The organism is Flagellimonas lutimaris, assembly GCF_051494225.1.
Classification (GTDB): Bacteria; Bacteroidota; Bacteroidia; order Flavobacteriales; family Flavobacteriaceae; genus Flagellimonas; species Flagellimonas lutimaris_A.
Map to the genome: position 1 here is coordinate 501,925 of NZ_JBNPYE010000002.1, position 18,696 is coordinate 520,620.

The 18,696-nt window shown below is 39.7% G+C and carries 20 protein-coding genes; 15 read left to right on the top strand and 5 right to left on the bottom strand.

Translation table 11 applies throughout. The features are described 5' to 3' along the window. Positions 1-36 precede the first annotated feature (36 nt). The 6 genes from ACQQ5U_RS07460 to ACQQ5U_RS07485 all read left to right on the top strand — a co-directional run bounded on the left by ACQQ5U_RS07460 (position 37) and on the right by ACQQ5U_RS07485 (position 6,994). Positions 37-297, top strand: a complete 261-nt coding sequence (locus ACQQ5U_RS07460; RefSeq protein ID WP_437396419.1) for a YkoF family thiamine/hydroxymethylpyrimidine-binding protein — start codon at positions 37-39, stop codon at positions 295-297. Then, positions 281-916, top strand: a complete 636-nt coding sequence (gene pnuC / locus ACQQ5U_RS07465; RefSeq protein WP_437396420.1) for a nicotinamide riboside transporter PnuC — start codon at positions 281-283, stop codon at positions 914-916. The genes ACQQ5U_RS07460 and pnuC overlap by 17 nt, the downstream gene beginning before the upstream one ends. Then, complete coding sequence (locus ACQQ5U_RS07470; RefSeq protein WP_437396421.1) at positions 877-1,446, top strand: AAA family ATPase; 570 nt, start codon at positions 877-879, stop codon at positions 1,444-1,446. Before pnuC ends, ACQQ5U_RS07470 begins: the two co-directional genes overlap by 40 nt. Then, the gene (locus ACQQ5U_RS07475) at positions 1,439-2,977 is read left to right on the top strand and encodes a DUF4301 family protein (protein WP_437396422.1); all 1,539 of its coding nucleotides are present in this window, start codon (positions 1,439-1,441) and stop codon (positions 2,975-2,977) included. Before ACQQ5U_RS07470 ends, ACQQ5U_RS07475 begins: the two co-directional genes overlap by 8 nt. 732 nt (positions 2,978-3,709) lie before the next feature. Beyond that, on the top strand, positions 3,710-5,956 hold the full coding sequence (locus ACQQ5U_RS07480; RefSeq protein WP_437396424.1) for a TonB-dependent receptor: 2,247 nt from the start codon (positions 3,710-3,712) through the stop codon (positions 5,954-5,956). 36 nt (positions 5,957-5,992) lie between these two features. Next, positions 5,993-6,994, top strand: a complete 1,002-nt coding sequence (locus tag ACQQ5U_RS07485) for a Gfo/Idh/MocA family protein (protein WP_437396426.1) — start codon at positions 5,993-5,995, stop codon at positions 6,992-6,994. On the opposite strand, the gene ACQQ5U_RS07490 is transcribed toward ACQQ5U_RS07485, so the two are convergent. Beyond that, complete coding sequence (locus ACQQ5U_RS07490; RefSeq protein ID WP_437396427.1) at positions 6,995-7,432, bottom strand: Rieske (2Fe-2S) protein; 438 nt, start codon at positions 7,430-7,432, stop codon at positions 6,995-6,997. Between the two features lie 187 nt (positions 7,433-7,619). Here ACQQ5U_RS07490 and greA point away from each other — a divergent pair, with 187 nt between their 5' ends. Together greA and ACQQ5U_RS07500 are read left to right on the top strand one after the other, a co-directional pair. Next, complete coding sequence (greA, locus tag ACQQ5U_RS07495) at positions 7,620-8,096, top strand: transcription elongation factor GreA (RefSeq protein WP_437396429.1); 477 nt, start codon at positions 7,620-7,622, stop codon at positions 8,094-8,096. A gap of 68 nt (positions 8,097-8,164) precedes the next feature. Continuing rightward, positions 8,165-8,557, top strand: coding sequence for an HIT family protein (locus ACQQ5U_RS07500; protein WP_437396430.1), 393 nt, complete (start codon positions 8,165-8,167; stop codon positions 8,555-8,557). Here ACQQ5U_RS07500 and ACQQ5U_RS07505 read toward each other — a convergent pair. Then, positions 8,550-8,900 carry a hypothetical protein gene (locus ACQQ5U_RS07505; RefSeq protein WP_437396432.1) on the bottom strand — a complete coding sequence of 117 codons (351 nt, stop codon included), beginning with the start codon at positions 8,898-8,900 and terminating at the stop codon, positions 8,550-8,552. The genes ACQQ5U_RS07500 and ACQQ5U_RS07505 overlap by 8 nt on opposite strands. A gap of 3 nt (positions 8,901-8,903) precedes the next feature. Then, positions 8,904-10,055 carry a sensor histidine kinase gene (locus ACQQ5U_RS07510; RefSeq protein ID WP_437396434.1) on the bottom strand — a complete coding sequence of 384 codons (1,152 nt, stop codon included), beginning with the start codon at positions 10,053-10,055 and terminating at the stop codon, positions 8,904-8,906. 122 nt (positions 10,056-10,177) lie between these two features. Between ACQQ5U_RS07510 and ACQQ5U_RS07515 the strand changes: the two genes are divergently transcribed. Together ACQQ5U_RS07515 and aat are read left to right on the top strand one after the other, a co-directional pair. Further along, positions 10,178-10,555, top strand: a complete 378-nt coding sequence (locus ACQQ5U_RS07515; protein WP_437396435.1) for a DUF3127 domain-containing protein — start codon at positions 10,178-10,180, stop codon at positions 10,553-10,555. Between the two features lie 91 nt (positions 10,556-10,646). Further along, a complete protein-coding gene (gene aat / locus ACQQ5U_RS07520; RefSeq protein WP_437396437.1) occupies positions 10,647-11,303 on the top strand; it encodes a leucyl/phenylalanyl-tRNA--protein transferase in 657 nt (218 codons plus the stop codon). Between the two features lie 28 nt (positions 11,304-11,331). On the opposite strand, the gene ACQQ5U_RS07525 is transcribed toward aat, so the two are convergent. Then, positions 11,332-11,895, bottom strand: a complete 564-nt coding sequence (locus ACQQ5U_RS07525; protein WP_437396438.1) for a DNA-3-methyladenine glycosylase I — start codon at positions 11,893-11,895, stop codon at positions 11,332-11,334. A 118-nt stretch (positions 11,896-12,013) separates the two neighbouring features. Between ACQQ5U_RS07525 and ACQQ5U_RS07530 the strand changes: the two genes are divergently transcribed. From ACQQ5U_RS07530 to ACQQ5U_RS07550, 5 genes are all read left to right on the top strand, one after another. Next, a complete protein-coding gene (locus tag ACQQ5U_RS07530; RefSeq protein ID WP_437396439.1) occupies positions 12,014-12,700 on the top strand; it encodes a TetR/AcrR family transcriptional regulator in 687 nt (228 codons plus the stop codon). Further along, complete coding sequence (locus tag ACQQ5U_RS07535) at positions 12,693-14,360, top strand: peptidase domain-containing ABC transporter (protein WP_437396441.1); 1,668 nt, start codon at positions 12,693-12,695, stop codon at positions 14,358-14,360. Before ACQQ5U_RS07530 ends, ACQQ5U_RS07535 begins: the two co-directional genes overlap by 8 nt. Before the next feature lie 5 nt (positions 14,361-14,365). After that, complete coding sequence (locus tag ACQQ5U_RS07540) at positions 14,366-15,721, top strand: HlyD family secretion protein (RefSeq protein WP_437396443.1); 1,356 nt, start codon at positions 14,366-14,368, stop codon at positions 15,719-15,721. Then, positions 15,705-17,120 carry a TolC family protein gene (locus ACQQ5U_RS07545; RefSeq protein ID WP_437396444.1) on the top strand — a complete coding sequence of 472 codons (1,416 nt, stop codon included), beginning with the start codon at positions 15,705-15,707 and terminating at the stop codon, positions 17,118-17,120. The genes ACQQ5U_RS07540 and ACQQ5U_RS07545 overlap by 17 nt, the downstream gene beginning before the upstream one ends. Before the next feature lie 197 nt (positions 17,121-17,317). Further along, a complete protein-coding gene (locus ACQQ5U_RS07550; RefSeq protein ID WP_437396446.1) occupies positions 17,318-17,980 on the top strand; it encodes a thioredoxin family protein in 663 nt (220 codons plus the stop codon). Here the strand turns inward: ACQQ5U_RS07550 and ACQQ5U_RS07555 are convergent. After that, complete coding sequence (locus tag ACQQ5U_RS07555) at positions 17,963-18,682, bottom strand: energy transducer TonB family protein (protein WP_437396447.1); 720 nt, start codon at positions 18,680-18,682, stop codon at positions 17,963-17,965. The two genes, ACQQ5U_RS07550 and ACQQ5U_RS07555, sit on opposite strands and share 18 nt — an antisense overlap. Positions 18,683-18,696: the final 14 nt, after the last annotated feature.

Genomic DNA, 18,696 nt, shown 5'->3' on the forward strand with positions numbered 1-18,696 from the left:
CCTTTTCGTAGTTTTGTCCGGAAACCATAACTGCCCATGAAAATATCCGTTGAACTTACTTTATCCCCCCTTCAGGACGATTTTGAAGCACCGATCATTGCTTTTATAAAAAAGCTACGCGATTCAGGACTTACCGTTTTGGAAAATCCTTTGAGTACACAGGTTTTTGGGGATTATGATAAAGTAATGAAACTGCTCCATTCCGAAATCAAAGAAAGTTTTGAAAACTTGGACCATGTGGTACTGACCATGAAAATGGTAAAATCCGACCGAAGCGAGTATGAACCCCATTTTTGATTTTTTTCTAGGTCCCTACGCAGACCGGGAACTATCCCTGATTATTTTAGAGGCTACCGCTTTTTTCTTTGGAATTGCTAGTGTGATCTATGCCAAAAAAGAAGATATTTTGGTGTACCCCACAGGCTTGGTTGCAACTGTGATAACTACCTACATATTTTTTACAGATCGCTTATTTGGGGATATGATGATGAATTTCTATTACTCCATTATGAGTATTTATGGCTGGTGGAATTGGGCCCGAAGAAAAGATAATAGGGAACATGTAGTGCATATTTCCAGAACAAATGCCAAGGAGAAATGGATTGGATTTGGGTTCTTTTTATTAACCATGTTGGTTACGTATGGCGTGTACAAGATATTTGGGGCAGAAATAGGACCAACCAATTACGTGGATATTTTTACTTCAGGTGTTTTTTTCACAGCAATGTGGTACATGGCCAATAAAAAGTTGGAAAACTGGACCCTTTGGATTTTGGGTGATTTAATAACTGTACCTTTGTATGCATATAGAGGATGGGGGATGTTCTCTTTACAATACCTCATTTTTACTGTATTGGCAATACAGGGATATCTAGTATGGAAGAAAAACTTGGGCAACAGCCTTCAAACCTCATAAAAGTAGTCCTTTTTGGACCTGAATCTACCGGCAAGACAACGTTGTCCAAACAGTTGGCCAAGTATTACAATACTGAATGGGTGCCCGAATATGCCCGCGAATACCTTCAAGATAAATGGGACAGGGAACAGAAAACTTGTGAGCCGCACGACTTGGTTCCTATCGCATATGGACAGATGCGTTTGGAAAACGAATTGGCAAAAAAGGCAAACAAAGTACTTATTTGCGATACTGATCTTTTGGAAACCAAAGTATATTCCGAGGCCTACTATAATAGCACCTGTGACCCACAATTGGAAAAATACGCCTTAAAAAATACCTACGACCTTTACTTCTTGACATATATTGATACACCATGGGAAGCGGATGATTTACGTGACAAACCAGATGAAAGAGAACGAATGTTTGCGTATTTTAAGGAGGCTTTGGAGAATAATAACAGGAAATTTATTATCTTAAAAGGGGATAAAGCGTCAAGGCTATCCACAGCAATAAAACACATAGATAAACTTCTCCAAAAACATGATTGAATTAAGTCCTAAAGACTTGGAACAATTGGATTCCAAAGGAATTTCCAAAGAAAAAGTAGAAAATCAAATACAAACATTTAAAGAAGGCATCCCTTTTGTTCAACTATCACAGGCTGCTGTGGTGGGCAACGGCATACTTCGGTTCTCCGAAAAGGAGGAACTAGACCTGCTTCAATATTTTGAAGATCATAGGGGCGACCTTGATCTATTAAAATTTGTGCCCGCATCCGGAGCAGCTTCTCGAATGTTCAAGGCGATATTCAATTTTTTGGAAGCATTTGACCCTTCCACGGAAAACCTATCCGACTATATTCAACGAACCGGTGATACCGATGTGCAAAAGTTTACCGAGAATCTCTCCGATTTTCCTTTTTACGATTTGATCATGTCAAGAATAGAAGGCAAAGCATCCAACAAGGATGAAGAAGCCTATCTTTTTGTAGAGGAAATGTTGACGGAAGGTGGTCTTAACTACGGGTTTTATCCCAAAGGTCTTTTACCTTTTCATAAATATGAATCTGGTACCGCTACCCCATTTGAAGAACATTTAAAAGAAGCTGCGCTTTATGCTAAAACAAAAGGCAAGGCCAATCTTCATTTTACGGTATCGGAACAGCACGATGAGATGTTTGCCAAAGAAGAAGGGTTGGTGGCCCCGAAAGTTTCAAAGAAAACGGATACTACTTTCAACGTCTCGTATTCCAATCAAAAACCATCCACAGATACCATCGCTGTGGATATGGAGAACAAACCCTTCAAAAACAGTGATGGAACTATTCTGTTTCGTCCAGGCGGACATGGAGCCCTTATAGAAAACCTTAATGATCAAGATGCTGATATTATCTTCATTAAAAATATTGATAATGTGGTGATTGATAAGAATTTGGAAACGGTTTCCAACAGCAAAAAAATGTTGGCAGGTGTTCTAAAAAAGGTTCAGGATAAGGCCTTTGCTTATGCTAAACTTTTGGAAGAAGGTGATGTTTCCGTGGAAAAAGCAGATGAGATAAAAGCATTTTTGGAAAAAGACCTCAATGTTCGAATGCCCAATAATTATGATGATTTAGGAGTGGAAGAGCAAAAATCGGTTTTGAAGGATAGAATTAATCGTCCTATCCGAATTTGCGGAATGGTCAAAAATGAAGGGGAGCCTGGGGGAGGTCCTTTTTGGATCAAGGATGGCGAGGGAAATATTTCTCTTCAAATTATAGAGTCTGCCCAGATTGATATGGACAATAAGGACCAAGCTGCCATATTACAAAATTCAACACACTTTAATCCAGTAGATTTGGTTTGTGGTGTTCGAAACTATAAAGGGGAAAAGTTTAATTTGTTGGACTATGTAGATTCCAAGCAGGGATTTATTACGGGAAAAACCAAAGAAGGAAAAGAACTGAAAGCTCTGGAGCTTCCAGGTTTATGGAATGGAGCCATGGCGTTTTGGAACACTATTTTTGTGGAGGTGCCATTGGTGACCTTCAATCCTGTAAAGACGGTCAATGACCTCTTAAAGCCAACCCACCAAGCATAAGAGCTTTGTAAACAATATATTAAACCCGCCTTTTTTAAAAAGAGCGGGTTTTTTTGTGCTTTGATGTGACCTGTCTACAAAAAACGTGTCTTAAAAGTATATTCGAAATTGTTTTCGATGACATGATTAAATTTTGATAATCCTTGCGGGTTGTCTCAACTAGGTTGGTTGATTTGGTAAGAGACCGTGCATTTTGCGCGGTCTTCTTTTCATAAGGTTCGGAAACGATAGGCAACAGCATAAATATGTTTTATAAAATAGTTCTGTTCTTTAATCTAGTCTCAGTAGGCATGGCCTTGTATATATTGATATCATACCTAAAAAACAGAAGTAATAACAAGAACATGAAGAATCAGGATGATGCTATGTAAACACTAGCCACGTATTATCCATTTCTGCCAATCTGTACCATGGTCTTTTTTCCTTGTGACCATTAAATTGGCAACAATGAGAGGCTGCTTCGGCAGCCTTTCTTTTTTATAATATTTCTAATTCGGTATTTTTTTAGAATTAATTGAATTTGTTTTTAAAAATGAGGACAACAGCTTACATTTGTCACATCTCAAAGGGGTGCTTTTACCAAAAGGCTGAGATTATACCCAATGAACCTGGGCGGGTAATGCTGCCAAGGGAATGCGCAAGTCGCATCTTGGAATTTCTGTGTTTCCTTAGAAACAACAATCAATTACTAACAAAGAATAATGACCCCTTTTATTCGTAACATTTTTACGAATGAAACTCTATTCAATTATTCAATTAAGGGCCGTTCTTGGCTCATTGCGACCGACAAACCATAAACGGAATCGTATCAAAACTTTATGTGCAATTATGGCCTTGTTTGGCTTATCTCTTGCCATGAGTGCCCAAGAAGAACCCATTGACACTCTCGAAGGAAAAAAAGTGGTACTGGACGAGGTGCTGGTACAAGCGGTTAGGGTAACCAAAGATTTTCCCATTACTTTTTCTGATTTGGACAAAGTGGAATTGGCTCCACGAAACTTGGGTCAGGATATTCCTGTTCTCATGAATTTTATGCCAGCAGTGGTCACTACCTCCGATGCTGGTGCTGGAATTGGTTACACAAGTATTCGAGTTCGCGGTAGCGATGCCACACGGGTAAACGTGACCATTAACGGAGTTCCCTACAACGATGCCGAATCGCAGGGAACCTTTTGGGTGAACATGCCCGATTTTACCTCTTCCACCCAAAGTTTGCAATTGCAGCGTGGAGTAGGTACTTCCACAAATGGAGCTGGTGCCTTTGGGGCAAGTTTGAACATGCTTACCGATGCTTTTTCCAAAGAAGCCTATGCTCGAATTTCGTCTTCTGTGGGAAGCTTTAATACCCTGCGGAACAATGTGAAGTTCAGTACAGGATTGATGAACGACCATTTTGAATTTTCTGGACGATTGTCGCGAGTAACTTCGGATGGCTATGTGGATCGTGCATCCGCAGAATTGGACGGTTATTTTCTTCAAGGCGTTTATAATGATGACAACACTTTGATCAAAGCATTGCTTTTTGGAGGTCATGAAGTTACCTACCAAGCCTGGAACGGTATAACAGCAGATCAGTTGGAAAATAACCGTACCTATAATTCTGCCGGAGAGTATACCGATGATAACGGGGTCATCCAATATTATGACAATGAGGTCGACGATTATAAGCAAGACCATTTTCAATTACATTGGTATGAAACCTGGAATTCCGCTTGGAACACACATTTGGCCGTCCACTACACACGTGGTCGAGGGTTCTTTGAGCAATACCGGGAAGACGATGATTTTGCTACCTATGGTTTGGAGCCGATTACGGTAAACGGCGATTTGGTGGAAAACACGGATTTGATTCGCCGCCGATGGTTGGACAATGATTTTTATGGAACCATTTTTTCTGCCACCTATAATAACGATAATCTGGAATTCATCGTAGGTGGTGGTTATAATGAGTACAAAGGGGATCACTTTGGTGAAATTATCTGGGCCGAATATGCCAGCAACAGCGAAATTCGAGACAGATATTACGATGATAATTCTACCAAAACCGATTTTAATATTTATACCAAGGCCAATTATAAGTTGACGGACCAATGGTCCTTATTTGGAGATGTGCAATACCGCGGCGTTACCTATGAGGCCAACGGAGATGAAACCGGTCTGGTGGATGATACCTTTAACTTTTTTAATCCGAAGGCTGGGGTTACGTTCGATTTGAACCGTAACAACAATTTCTATTTCTCTTACGCAAGGGCCAATCGTGAGCCAAACCGTAATGATTATGAGAGCGGAAGTCCAAAGCCGGAAAAACTCAACGATTTTGAGTTGGGGTGGAGGTATGTTTCCCCAAGTTTTCAGTTAAATACCAACGTATACTATATGCGCTATAAAGACCAGCTGGTGTTAACGGGAGAATTGAACGATGTGGGAGCTCCACTGCGATCTAATGTAGGGGACAGTTACCGTTTAGGGCTGGAAATCGACGCAAATGTTAGCTTGTCCAATGCATTTAAATGGAGGCCAAACATTGCTCTGAGCGATAACAGGAATATGGATTTCTTTTTTGAGCGTGATGGAGAGCTTCAGAATTTGGGTAATACCCATATTGCATATTCACCACAATTGATTGCTGGGAATATCATTTCCTATCAACCTAATGAAAACTTTCAGCTTTCCTTGTTGTCCAAATTTGTAGGCAAGCAGTATTTGGGAAATATAGATTCTGATGGTTCTGTTTTGGACAGTTACACGCAGACTGATTTCAATATTCAATACACCATCAATACCAATTCCTTTGTGAAAAGCATTGTGCTATCTGGTTTGGTGAACAATATTTTTGATGCCGATATTGTTTCCAATGGATATTTCTACACTTTTGATGATGATTATTCCAACCCTGGAACCATCACAACCATAGAAGGTGCTGGATACTACCCACAAGCAGGAATCAACTTTCTTCTGGGAGCAACAGTCAATTTTTAATATTGATAATCAACGGGATTCTGTAATTTTAACACAATGACAGAATCCCGTTTTAATTTTTCCGAAGAAAAACCGCTCTGCTGGGGTGTTATTGGCTGCGGTGGCGTTACTGAAAAGAAGAGCGTTCCCGCTTATAAAGCCACTCCCGGTTTTAGGGTCGATATGGTCATGCGGCGCAATACCGAAAAGGCCGAAGATTACGCCAAACGCCACCATATTCCAAAATGGACCACCAATGCAGATGAAGTGATCAATAATCCTAATATTGATGCTGTTTATATCGCTACACCACCCAACACCCATAAATTTTATGCGCTAAAAGCTGCAGCAGCTGGCAAAGTTTGTTGTGTGGAAAAGCCGATGGCCCCAACCTATGAGGATAGTTTGGTGATTTATGAAGCCTTTCGGGCTAAGAACATTCCACTTTTTATAGCGTATTATCGACGTTCTTTGCCGCGTTTTTTAAAAATTAAACAATGGTTGGATGATGGCTTGATTGGTGAAGTTCGCCATATCCATTGGCAAAAGACCAAAGCGCCAAACGAAATTGATTTGAGTAAAAAATATAACTGGCGGACCGATGCAACTATCGCCCGAGGTGGATATTTTGATGATTTGGCCAGCCATGGACTGGATTTGTTCGCCTTTCTTTTAGGTGATATTGTCGATGCCAACGGTTTTGGAATAAATCAACTCGACTTGTATTCCGCTTTTGATGCAGTAACAGCAAATTGGATGCACGAGGGAGGTGTCACAGGTACGGGCAGTTGGAATTTTGGAACGTATCACAGAACGGACAAAGTTGAAATATTGGGATCTCAAGGAAGTATTCGCTTCGCTGTTTTGGACGAAGCTCCGTTAGAACTCAAGAATGAATCAGGCTATCAAGCTTTGGAAATTCCAAATCCAGAGCATATACAAGAGTTTCATGTGGAAAATATGAAGCAGCATCTATTAAGTGAAGCAGTGCATCCATCAACTGGAAAAACAGGTCTTCATACCAGTTGGGTCATGGAAAAAATTTTGAGCCGATACTGATCAGTTGGAAATTATCACCGTGTTCCCGCTTTGGGTAGCCCTATAAAATAGGAGGTCGTAATATCTGTTACCATCGTCGGGCCTATCCAATTGTTGTCCGGTAAAAAGGCTGTAGGTATATCCTTCACAACTACAAACCACATTTTGCCCGTCTATCATCATAGTGGAGCATTCGTTGGGAGTGTGGTTAGGACAACTGGCCTCAAAGGCATAATAAGTATTTAAACTGGATTTTATCACAAAAGCACCTCTTGTTCCCACACCATTATTGCCAACATATACCGGATTGCCAATATTGTTGAGGTTGTTATATAGGGGTAGATTGAGATTTAATTCAAATCGAAACCGTACTTCCTGCAAATAAGGATTTCGGTTGCTGTTATCCGAGCTACAGGATAGAACAAGTGCCAAAAGAACAATGGCCCAGAAGTGCTTCATAGTCAATGTTTGAAAACGATTCTGGAACAAAGTTGATGAAAAATTACTTATATTTGCGTTAAATCCTCGCAAAAATACCGTGCAGGTCATGGGTATAGTTGAGGATTTTTTGTATTTGTAGAGTAAGAGTTCATTGGGGAAATTTTTTGATTTTCTTCGATGCCTCTTTGCATTAAAAATTAACGATATGAGCAACGTTTCATACTATACGCCCGAAGGATTAAAGAAATTGAGGGACGAGTTGAATCAATTGAAAGATGTAGAGCGTCCCAAAGCATCCCAAGCTATTGCAGAGGCAAGAGACAAAGGAGATCTTTCCGAGAATGCAGAATATGATGCTGCAAAAGAAGCCCAGGGTCTTTTGGAAATGAAGATTTCCAAAATGGAAGAAACCTTGGCCAATGCCCGTTTGATAGATGAATCACAATTGGACACCTCCAAAATCTTGGTTCTTTCTACTGTTAAGCTTAAAAATCAAGCCAATGGCATGGAAATGAAGTATACCTTGGTGGCAGAGAGTGAAGCCGATTTAAAAACAGGCAAAATTTCGGTAACATCCCCTATTGGAAAAGGATTGTTGGGAAAAGAAGTTGGTGATGTGGCAGAGATCAAGGTACCCAACGGAACTTTGAACTTTGAAATTTTAGAGATTACTCGAGAATAACAGCAACAAAATTGGTTATATTTAATCCTGTTGAAAGACGGGATTTTTTATTTTAAAACGGAATCAGAATGGCCAGTATCTTCACAAAAATCATCAATGGGGAAATACCTTCCTATAAAATTGCGGAGGATGATGATAACTACGCATTTTTGGACATCAACCCAAACTCTAAAGGACATACGTTATGTGTTCCGAAAAAAGAGGTGGATAAGATTATGGACCTTGATGAGGAATCCTACATGAAGCTCATGGCTTTTTCAAGAAAGGTGGGGCTTGCCATTGAGAAAGCAGTACCTTGTAAACGTGTGGGAATGTCCGTTATTGGTTTAGAGGTACCCCATGTGCATGTGCATCTTATTCCACTGCAAAGTATGGCGAATGCCACTTTTCAACACAAGGAAAGTCTTACCGCCGAAGAGTTTGAAAACGTTGCATCGGAAATCCGGTCTTTTCTTAATTAAGACCTTCTAGGTAAAAATAGACTCCTGCTGCTACCAAGCACAGCATCAATATCAAAAGGATAAAAAACAACATGGTAAACCTTACGGCAGGTCTGTCTGGTTTAACCAGTTTGTTGTAGTAGTCGAAAACCCGCTCAATATCAGGGGTCCAGTTTACCGGGTAAATAATCGAGTTACACTTTTTACATTTGATTTCATGTGTCACAACACCTGTGGTCCTGTGGTAAAGTGCATTAAAAGTGTGTTTTTGGTAAAATGTAATTTTAAGTTCCTGATTAAAACATTCGGGGCAATTGTTGGTGATATCAGCTTCTTGTATTACAAGTTGTTTTTCCTTGGCCATAGTTCAATTTTCATTTGCTCGTAGGGAAATTTGCATGATAGTTCCTTCTTTACTAGACGAAAATACTTTAATTTTTCCTTTATGGTATTCTTCAACAATTCTTTTTACCAACGAAAGTCCTAATCCCCAGCCTCTTTGTTTGGAAGTAACCCCGGGGTTAAAAATGTTCTGGAAATCGCTTTTGGGGATGCCGTGGCCGGTATCTGAAACCAAAATGTTGATGGTTTGTCCCTTTTTTTCGATTTGAATGGCAATATTCCCTTTCCCTTTCATGGCATCGATACCGTTCTTTACCAAATTCTCAATGCTCCAGTTATATAAGGGAGGATTCATTAAAACTGGAGTCTCATCTACATTGGAACTAAAAGAAAAATGAACAAGCTTTGAGCTACGTTGTTTTAGGTAATCATAAGCTTTTTTGGTTTCCGCAACAATATCATGTTCTCTTAATTCCGGAACCGACCCAATTTTGGAAAAACGTTCGGTAATCGTTTCCAAGCGGTCGATATCCTTCGCTATTTCTAGTGTTACTTCTGGGTTGATGTCCTCCGATTTCAAGAGCTCGTTCCAACCCAATAGTGAGGTAAGGGGGGTTCCAATTTGATGAGCCGTTTCCTTGGCCATTCCCGCCCAAAGTTTGTTCTGTTCCGATGCTTTGTTCGTTCGAAAGAAAAAGAATATGACCGCGCCAAACAAGAAAATGATCAACAACAAGGCCAATGGGTAGTACTTTAATTTGTTCAGTACTTCGGAGTTGCCATAATACAGCGTTTCCAGCAATTCATCTTCCTGTATAATTTCTATGGGTTTGTTCTCACTTTTAAACTGTGCAATTTTTTTTAGGATGTATGCGCTGTCCGATACCTTCTCTTCCGGGATATTGTGTGTTTTGTAGGACCCCTCTTCGTTCATCAAAATCATTGGAGTGGAAGTATTGTTGCCAAGTACCTTAAGGGTGAGATTTCCCAGTTCTTGGTCCACTGAGGATTGGATGAGCTCCAATTGGGCCGTGGCCCATATTTCCATTTTTAAACGTTCCTCCTCTTTAAATTTTCTAAAAAAGCTATTGGTGTTCCATAAAATAAGACTCACAATAATGAATGCCGAAATCAGCATTATTATGTTTGAAGCTTTCCGTTTAGGACTAAAGTTCATTAGTGGTCAAATTCTTTTTAAAGATAGGTAAATGGAAAACATGTTGATAGTTCGTTAAAATAACGTCTGCTATTGGAATTCATTTTATGTACTTTTGAGTTTTCAACAAAAATTAACATTGCATGGAAGTTCAGGGAAGAATCAAAATGATAGATGAAACCAAAACGTTTGGTAACAATGGTTTCAGAAAAAGAGAAGTGGTCGTAACTACTGAGGAGCAATATCCTCAGCATATATTGGTTGAGTTTGTGCAGGATAAGTGCGACTTACTAAACAGCTATAGCGTTGGTCAAATGGTGAAGATTAGTATCAACCTAAGAGGAAGAGAGTGGGTGAACCCTCAAGGTGAGACCAAGTATTTCAACTCCATTCAAGGATGGCGTATTGAAAATCTGCAACAAGAACAAGGTTCAGATAATATGCCTCCCGTTCCTCCAATGGAAGCTTTTGAACCGGCAGACGACTTGAATGAGGAAGATCATGATGATTTGCCATTCTAATAGGAAAAGGTAACTTAAAGACAACATAGAAAATCTGAACCTTTGGTTCGGATTTTTGTGTTTTTGGCCCTATTTGTATTTTTAGAAAAAATTGCTTGTGGAAAATACTCCTTTACATTTTTTGAGCAAAAGGTTGGAGTTTCCTCCTGTTGATACCGCTACTGAAGATGGATTGCTTGCCGTTGGCGGTGATTTATCGCCAGAAAGGTTGTTGTTGGCCTATAAAAATGGAATTTTTCCGTGGTTCAATGATGACTCTTTGATTTTGTGGTGGGCACCCGATCCACGAATGGTTCTTTTTCCCGAAAAAGTTAAGGTATCCAAAAGCATGCGCAAAGTAATTCGTAATGGAACATTTACCCTAACCCAAAATACTTGTTTTGAGGAAATAATGGACTATTGTGCCCAAATTGAGCGAAAAGGGCAGGACGGTACATGGATTACCCCTGAAATGAAAATGGCTTACATGAATCTGTACAAAAAAGGATATGCACGGTCTTTTGAAGTTTGGGAAAATGAAGAACTTGTTGGTGGTTTGTACGGAGTGGATTTGGGGCATGTGTTCTGCGGGGAAAGCATGTTCAGTTTGCGACCCAATGCTTCTAAGTTTGCCTTTATAAAAATGACGCAGGAACTGGGCGAGAAGGGATACCAAATTATCGATTGTCAAGTGCATACCAACCACTTGGAGAGTTTGGGAGCTGAGTTAATCCCCAGAAAAGAGTTTGTGAAGATATTACAGGGATAATAGGGTGTTCGTCAATAAAACTCGAAAATTATACTTGATGGTACCTAAAGCAGTTTACCTCGTGGTCGTTTACCATTCCGGTAGCCTGCATGTGAGCATAAATTACTGTACTTCCCACAAATTTGAACCCTCTTTTCTTTAAATCTTTACTTATTACATCGGATAATTCAGTTGTGGCCGGAGCATCTTTATAATTTCCCCACTCATTTTTAATGGGTGTTCCATCCACAAAATCCCAGATGTATTTGCTGAAACTACCAAACTCTTTTTGAACCTCCATAAAAGCAATTGCATTGGAGATTGTGGCATTTACTTTTAATTTATTTCGGATAATTCCAGAGTCCTGAAGAAGAGCATCAATCTTAGTTTGATCGTAGTTTGCAATCTTTTTGTAGTCAAAATGGTCAAAAGCCTTCCTAAAATTTTCACGTTTTTTTAATACAGTGATCCAGCTTAATCCAGCCTGAAAGGTCTCCAGAATCAAGAACTCGAACAGGGTTTCATCGTTCTTTACGGGTACGCCCCATTCCTCATCATGATAGGCTTCGTAAAGGGGGTCGCCAACACACCAACCACATCTGTGCTTGTCCATAATTATTTTTTTGGTAAAAGTAACGGAAAATAAGAAATCGTTAAGTGGAAGTTAAAGTATTATAGTTTGATAGTAATACTATTATATTTGCGAGAAAATATTTTAAAAATTGGCTGGAATGGATATTTTGATGAAATCCGTGAAATTGGAAATGAATGGAAAACTCTATGTCAAGGACCCTGAATCTTCAGATTTGGGCAAAAAAATTATAGAGCACAGTATTTTGTTGATTGACGAAATTGGTTTCGAAAGCTTTACGTTTAAAAAGCTTGGCGCTCGAATCCATTCTAATGAGAGTTCGATTTATCGGTATTTTGAAAACAAACACAAACTTCTGCTCTATTTGGCATCCTGGTATTGGGGCTGGATGGAATATCGTATGGTTTTTGCTACCAATGGCATTTCCGATCCAGTGGAAAAACTAAAAAAGGCAATGGAGGTACTTACACAAAATGTGGAGGAGGACAGTTCCTTTTCACACGTAAACGAGGTAGTGCTAAATAAATTGATTATCAATGAGTATTCAAAATCCTATTTGGTAAAAGAGGTGGACCAAGAGAACAAGGATGGTTACTTTACAATTAGTAAGCGAATAGTGAGCCGTATCAGTAAAATGATTCAAGCTGTGGATAATAATTATCCTTACCCTTTGAGTTTGGCAAGTACCATTTTGGAAGGTACGTTGCACCAATATTTTTTAGCAGAGCATTTCCCCAAGCTTACCAATTGTAATCAAAAAATTACTCCAACCCAATTTTTTACGGATCTAATATTCCGAACGTTAAATCTTAAAGTTAATGGCTAAAAATATACTGACCGCTTGGCAGCGCTTAATAGGGTTGTTGGCCTTGGATAAAAAGGACATTTTTCAAATATTTTACTATGCTATTTTTGCTGGTTTGGTAAACCTGTCCCTTCCTTTGGGTATACAGGCAATTATTAACCTCATACAAGGGGCAAGGGTGAGCACCTCTTGGATTGTATTGGTTGTGTTGGTTACTTTGGGGGTTGCATTTGTCGGTGTGCTTCAGTTAATGCAGATACGCATTATTGAAAACCTTCAGCAGAAAATTTTTACCCGCTCATCTTTTGAATTTGCCTATCGTTTTCCAAAAATCAAAATGAGTGAGCTTCGATACTATTATCCGCCTGAACTGGCCAACCGTTTTTTTGATACGCTCACAGTTCAAAAATCACTCTCTAAAATACTTATCGATTTTCCGGCAGCTTTGTTACAGATAGTTTTTGGATTGTTGTTGCTTTCTTTCTACCATCCTTTCTTTATTATCTACGGATTATTATTGCTTTTGCTTATATATATCGTGTTCAAGTTTACTGCGCAAAGGGGATTGGATACCAGTTTGGAAGAATCCAAGATAAAATACAAGGTGGCACATTGGGTACAAGAAATTGCCCGTTCCATTGTCAGTTTCAAACTTTCTGGAAAAACCTCCCATGCGTTGGACAAAAACGATGCACTGGTAGATGAATATTTGGAGGCCAGAGAAGGTCACTTTAGAATATTGGTCTTGCAGTTTATTCAAATGATAGGCTTTAAAGTCTTGGTTACAGCGGGGCTATTGTTGATTGGTGGGTTGTTGGTTTTGGACCAACAGATGAATATTGGACAGTTTGTTGCGGCGGAGATCATTATTTTATTGGTGATTAGCTCGGTGGAGAAGATGATTTTAGGTTTGGAAACATTTTACGATCTATTGACTTCTTTGGAAAAAATGGGCCAGGTCGTGGATAAAGAACTAGAGCCCCAAACTGGTGAAACTCCATTTAAAGATGCAGAGGGCTTAACCGTGGAACTGGAGGATATTGTTTACAAAGTTCCGGGACTGGATAAAAAAATAATAGACAATCTATCACTTACAATTACACCTGATACCAAATTGTTGGTACAAGGAAAGAGTGGGTCGGGAAGATCTACCCTACTTCGGATGATCGCCGGGATCCTTGAACCCGACACAGGGAAAATATACGTTAACAATGTAGCGCTCCATGGAGTTAAGTTGAGCCAGTATCGATCTTATTTGGGCCACTCCCTTAACGAAGAATATCCTTTTGACGGAACCCTATTGGACAACATTACCTTTGGTAACAAGGATATTTCGATGGAAGATGTGTATTGGGCCTTGGAAAAAGTAAGCCTTACTCAATTTGTAAAAGAACAGCCCAATGGACTTAAAACAGTATTGTATCCTGAAGGAAAAAAAATACCTGATTTTATTTCCAGAAAGATAGTTTTGGCCAGAAGTATTGTAACCCGACCTAAACTTATGATTCTAAAAGATCCCTTGGAGCAATATGATGAAGAAGGAACGGAAAGGATGATGGATTTTTTGGCCGACCCTTCCAATGGATGGGCTTTAGTGATTGTTAGTGAAAACCCAAAATGGGCAACTCGCTGCAATCAAATCATTCGAATGGATAAAGGTAGATTGATCAACGTAAAATAAAGTTCATGCTGAATATTTCTTCAAATACTAAATTGAACGTGAAGGTGGACCTTACTGGATATAAGGCTGGTAAAAAAGTTTTTCACAAGAGACATTATAAGCAATTTAATCGCTTTTTGGCGTCCTTTTCCATTATAGTGCTTTTTATGATGTTTCTGCCATGGACTCAGAACATTTCAGGTAGAGGGTACCTTACGACCTTAACTCCCGACCAACGGCCACAAACCATTCAATCCCCTATCCCGGGACGAATTGAAAAGTGGTATGTAAGGGAAGGGGATTATGTGGAAAAGGGAGATACCATTCTTTTCATCTCGGAAGTGAAAAGTGAGTACTTTGACCCAGATCTTGTAGAAAGAACCGGGAAACAGATTAAGGCCAAATCCATGTCGGTTACCTCTTATCAAGAAAAGGTGAAGGCTTTGAACCAACAGATCAAGGCACTGAATCAGGAACGAGGGCTAAAGCTGGAACAGGCCAAGAATAAATTGATGCAGTCCAAGTTAAAGGTAAAGAGTGATAGTATTGACCTAGAAGCTGCAAAGACCAATATAGCTATTGCCCAACGCCAGTATGATCGTACCGAAAAGCTACAGGAAGAAGGGTTGAAGGCAATAACCGATTTGGAAACAAAACGGCTCAAACTTCAGGAGACTCAGGCCAAGTTAATAAGTCAGGAAAATAAATTGTTGGCGAGTAAAAACGATGTGATCAATGCTCGAGTAGAAATCAATAGGGTGCAAGCAGAGTACACGGACAAAATTTCAAAGGCACAAAGTGACCTTTATACCGCACAATCCAATCAGTTCGATTCCGAGGCTCAGGTCACCAAATTGGAGAACCAGTATACCAATTACGAAATGAGGAGCAATATGATGTACATAAAAGCCCCTCAAAATGGTTATATCACTAAGGCCATTCAATCCGGAATTGGGGAAACTTTTAAAGAGGGGGCACGTTTGGTGGGCATAATGCCTTCGGATTATGATATTGCCGTAGAAACTTTTGTGGATCCCATAGACCTTCCATTGATTCATTTGGACGAAAAGGTAAGAATTCAGTTCGATGGTTGGCCCGCAATAGTTTTTAGCGGTTGGCCCAATGTTTCCTACGGAACATTCGGTGGAAAAGTGGTCGCTATTGAGAATTTTATCAGTCCAAATGGTAAGTATAGAGTATTGTTGGCCCCAGATGAGGAAGAAGCAGCTTGGCCCAAGGATATCCGTGTAGGCTCAGGGGCAAGCACTATGGCACTATTGGAAGATGTTCCCATCTGGTTTGAATTGTGGAGGCAGTTGAATGGCTTTCCCCCTAATTATTATCAACCCCAAAATACAAGTGCAGATGCCACAAAGAAATAGAAGATTACTTTTATTTTGTACCCTCTTTTTCTTTTCTGTAAGCTTTTTTTACGCTCAGCAGGACTCCTTGGTACTTGGATTTAAAGAGTATTTGGGCTATGTAAAAAAATACCACCCTATTGCTAGGCAAGCCCAGCTGAACATGGCCATTGGACAGGCGGAACTTATGAAGGCCAGGGGAGGTTTTGATCCCAAAGTTGAAGTGGATTTTGACAGGAAGGAGTTCAAGGGTACCGAATATTGGGACCGATTGAACGCCACGTTCAAAATCCCGACATGGTTTGGGATTGAGCTCAAAGGGAATTTTCAGCAGAATGATGGGTACTATTTAAATCCTGATGAAACTTTGCCTGAAGATGGTTTGTACAGTGCAGGGGTTTCCATGTCCGTACTCCAGGGGTTTTGGGTCAATGAGAGGATGGCAACGCTCAGAAAAGCCAAACTGTTCAGGGAACAAACGAAGGCAGACCAAGATTTACAGGTCAACCAAGTGTTGTACAATGCCTCACTTGCCTATTTTGATTGGTTGAAAGCTTATAGGGATGCTGAGGTGTACAAAGATTTTCTGGATAATGCTGAAATGCGTTTTCAAGGAATAAAAGAGCGTGCCTTGGCAGGCGATATCGCCATGATCGATACCGTGGAGGCCAAAATTGCGGTTAGGAATAGGGATTTGGGTTATCAGCAGGCGAAAGTGAAATTGATGAAGAAATCACTGGAGCTCAGTAATTATTTGTGGATCGAGGATGTGCCTGTAGAGCTTCAAGCTGGGATACAGCCCAATCTGGAACCGGAAATGGACATCAATTCAACTTTGGAAATAGAAGGAGTGCCATTGGATAGTTTCAATTTGGAGACACATCCGAAACTAATGTCCTTGGACTATAAAATTGAAGGATTGACGGTAGACAAGCGTTTAAAAGCAAATAAATTACTTCCCAAGCTAAAGGCGGAGTATAACTTTGTCACCGAAACGCCCGAATTGATCAATTCCTTTGTCACCGAGAACTACAAAGCTGGATTAAGTTTTGAGATGCCCATATTTCTTCGGAAAGAGCGTGGAGATCTTAAATTGGCCAAGTTTAAGCTCAGGGATGCGGAATATGAAAGGGACAATGCACAAGTGGAAATACAGAACAAGGTAATAGCCATTTACAACGAACTGGATTCTTTTACCGATCAGAATCAGTTAATAGAAGATATTGTAAACGATTATTCAACCTTGTTAAATGCAGAGGAACGAAAATTCAGTTTTGGTGAAAGCTCCCTGTTCCTGATCAATTCTAGGGAGAGTAAACTCATCGACGCCTACTTGAAGCAAAACGAAATGCAGAACAAGTTTTTCTACGCTAAGGCAATGTTGTTCAAGAGTTTGGCCATTAATCCAAAAGCTTTGTAAGAGCCCGTTTCGAATTATAATTGAAATCCATCAGTTAGAGTAATTTTTTGGTGATTGAGCGAAGTCGAAACCAAAGGAAAATCGTATCGAGAAATAGAATTTCACTCGAATTGACGGTTTTTGGGATATGAAACCTTCAAAATAAACAAGTTTGTAAGGATTAGGTTGTAAAAACAACCAATGACAAAAGTCAATATATGGCCAGATTGCCATATGTACTTTTGAAAAAAATAATTTTTATGGAAGTATTGGAGAGAAATAGATTGGAAATTGTTCAGAAATACATTTCAAAAGGAATGGATTATCTCAAATATCGTGAGTTGGTTCATCAATTGGCAGAAATTGGAAAAACAACTGGGGATGAGCAATCCGAAGCTAGGATAGATTTCACCAAATTGAATGACCGCAGGATGACTCGATGGGATAAAACTTTTAAAATTCCGGAAGACATCCAACAAAAATTGCAAGCATTAGATAAGGAGCTCATGTTTTTGGTAATTACCGAAGGTTGGTGCGGAGATGCAGCAGCCAGTTTGCCTGTGGTAAATAAAATAGCCGAAATAAGCCCAAATATTTCTTTGAAGGTAGTTTTAAGGGATGAAAATCCAGAATTAATTGATGCTTTTTTAACCAATGGCGCCCGTTCCATTCCTAAAGTAATTATTTTGGATACAGCCAATAATGAAATAATTGGAGAGTGGGGTCCTAGACCGAGCATTGCCACTCAAATGGTAGCGGACTTCAAAGAAGAGCATGGAAAATTAACCGCTGAGTTCAAACAAGAACTACAGGTTTGGTACAACAAAAACAAAGGACAAAATATTCTAGAAGATATCTTAGGATTACTTGCTTTGGAATAGATAAGTAATCGTTCCAATCTGCGAATTTCGGGAATCTGAACTAAAACGGGCTTTAAGGGCATAAGCGATTGCATTGTCTACCAAACAACCGTTATCTGTTCCGGAACTTTTATCGTTAAAACTTGCTTCGGTTACATACCCATTGTTGTCCACGGTTATGTTTACAACAACCTTTCCGCCTTCAATACAGGTATAAATGGGTGGTGGAAGATGATAAGCGTTCCGGTCTACCAGGGAATACGAAATGGAAGTACGTCTATCCTTTAAATAATTGGTGTATTCTTCTTTTTGGGCATCACGTTCGCCTAATTTTTCCTTGTTCTCGTCTCGCTTGGCCTTTAATTGTTTCAACTGCTCTTCAAAACCGGAGTTGTCCGCATATTCTCCTGTTTCACTGTTAAGGGCTCTCTCTTCCATGAGCTCTTCCAAAGTTTTTAAGGGTTCGGGGTTTCCAACGCTGGGCTTTGCGGTTTCATTGAGCGCCATATGACTTTTAATGGGGTCACTGTTGGCCTTCAGTTCTTCAAGTCGTTCTTCTTCCTCTTCGAGAAGTTTCTCAATGTCCTCATCGGCCAGGCTCATTTCAATGACATACTCATCCTCTTGTACGCCTCCTAAGTGAATATTGAAAAGCAATAAAATCACTATGGACATAGAGAAAAAAGTAATCAAAAGTGATAACTGGCTCTTATTTAAGTTCATGGTTTAACTATAAC

Coding starts and splice junctions, on each gene's coding strand:
- ACQQ5U_RS07475 (WP_437396422.1), top strand. CDS start 1,439: ATGATTGAATTAAGTCCTAAAGACTTGGAACAATTGGATTCCAAAGGA.
- ACQQ5U_RS07485 (WP_437396426.1), top strand. CDS start 5,993: ATGACAGAATCCCGTTTTAATTTTTCCGAAGAAAAACCGCTCTGCTGG.
- ACQQ5U_RS07505 (WP_437396432.1), bottom strand. CDS start 8,900: ATGGCCAAGGAAAAACAACTTGTAATACAAGAAGCTGATATCACCAAC.
- ACQQ5U_RS07545 (WP_437396444.1), top strand. CDS start 15,705: ATGCCACAAAGAAATAGAAGATTACTTTTATTTTGTACCCTCTTTTTC.
- ACQQ5U_RS07480 (WP_437396424.1), top strand. CDS start 3,710: ATGAAACTCTATTCAATTATTCAATTAAGGGCCGTTCTTGGCTCATTG.
- ACQQ5U_RS07550 (WP_437396446.1), top strand. CDS start 17,318: ATGGCCAGATTGCCATATGTACTTTTGAAAAAAATAATTTTTATGGAA.
- ACQQ5U_RS07535 (WP_437396441.1), top strand. CDS start 12,693: ATGGCTAAAAATATACTGACCGCTTGGCAGCGCTTAATAGGGTTGTTG.
- ACQQ5U_RS07500 (WP_437396430.1), top strand. CDS start 8,165: ATGGCCAGTATCTTCACAAAAATCATCAATGGGGAAATACCTTCCTAT.
- ACQQ5U_RS07530 (WP_437396439.1), top strand. CDS start 12,014: ATGGATATTTTGATGAAATCCGTGAAATTGGAAATGAATGGAAAACTC.
- ACQQ5U_RS07515 (WP_437396435.1), top strand. CDS start 10,178: ATGGAAGTTCAGGGAAGAATCAAAATGATAGATGAAACCAAAACGTTT.
- pnuC (WP_437396420.1), top strand. CDS start 281: ATGAACCCCATTTTTGATTTTTTTCTAGGTCCCTACGCAGACCGGGAA.
- ACQQ5U_RS07510 (WP_437396434.1), bottom strand. CDS start 10,055: ATGAACTTTAGTCCTAAACGGAAAGCTTCAAACATAATAATGCTGATT.
- ACQQ5U_RS07460 (WP_437396419.1), top strand. CDS start 37: ATGAAAATATCCGTTGAACTTACTTTATCCCCCCTTCAGGACGATTTT.
- ACQQ5U_RS07555 (WP_437396447.1), bottom strand. CDS start 18,682: ATGAACTTAAATAAGAGCCAGTTATCACTTTTGATTACTTTTTTCTCT.
- ACQQ5U_RS07470 (WP_437396421.1), top strand. CDS start 877: ATGGAAGAAAAACTTGGGCAACAGCCTTCAAACCTCATAAAAGTAGTC.
- greA (WP_437396429.1), top strand. CDS start 7,620: ATGAGCAACGTTTCATACTATACGCCCGAAGGATTAAAGAAATTGAGG.
- ACQQ5U_RS07540 (WP_437396443.1), top strand. CDS start 14,366: ATGCTGAATATTTCTTCAAATACTAAATTGAACGTGAAGGTGGACCTT.
- ACQQ5U_RS07525 (WP_437396438.1), bottom strand. CDS start 11,895: ATGGACAAGCACAGATGTGGTTGGTGTGTTGGCGACCCCCTTTACGAA.
- ACQQ5U_RS07490 (WP_437396427.1), bottom strand. CDS start 7,432: ATGAAGCACTTCTGGGCCATTGTTCTTTTGGCACTTGTTCTATCCTGT.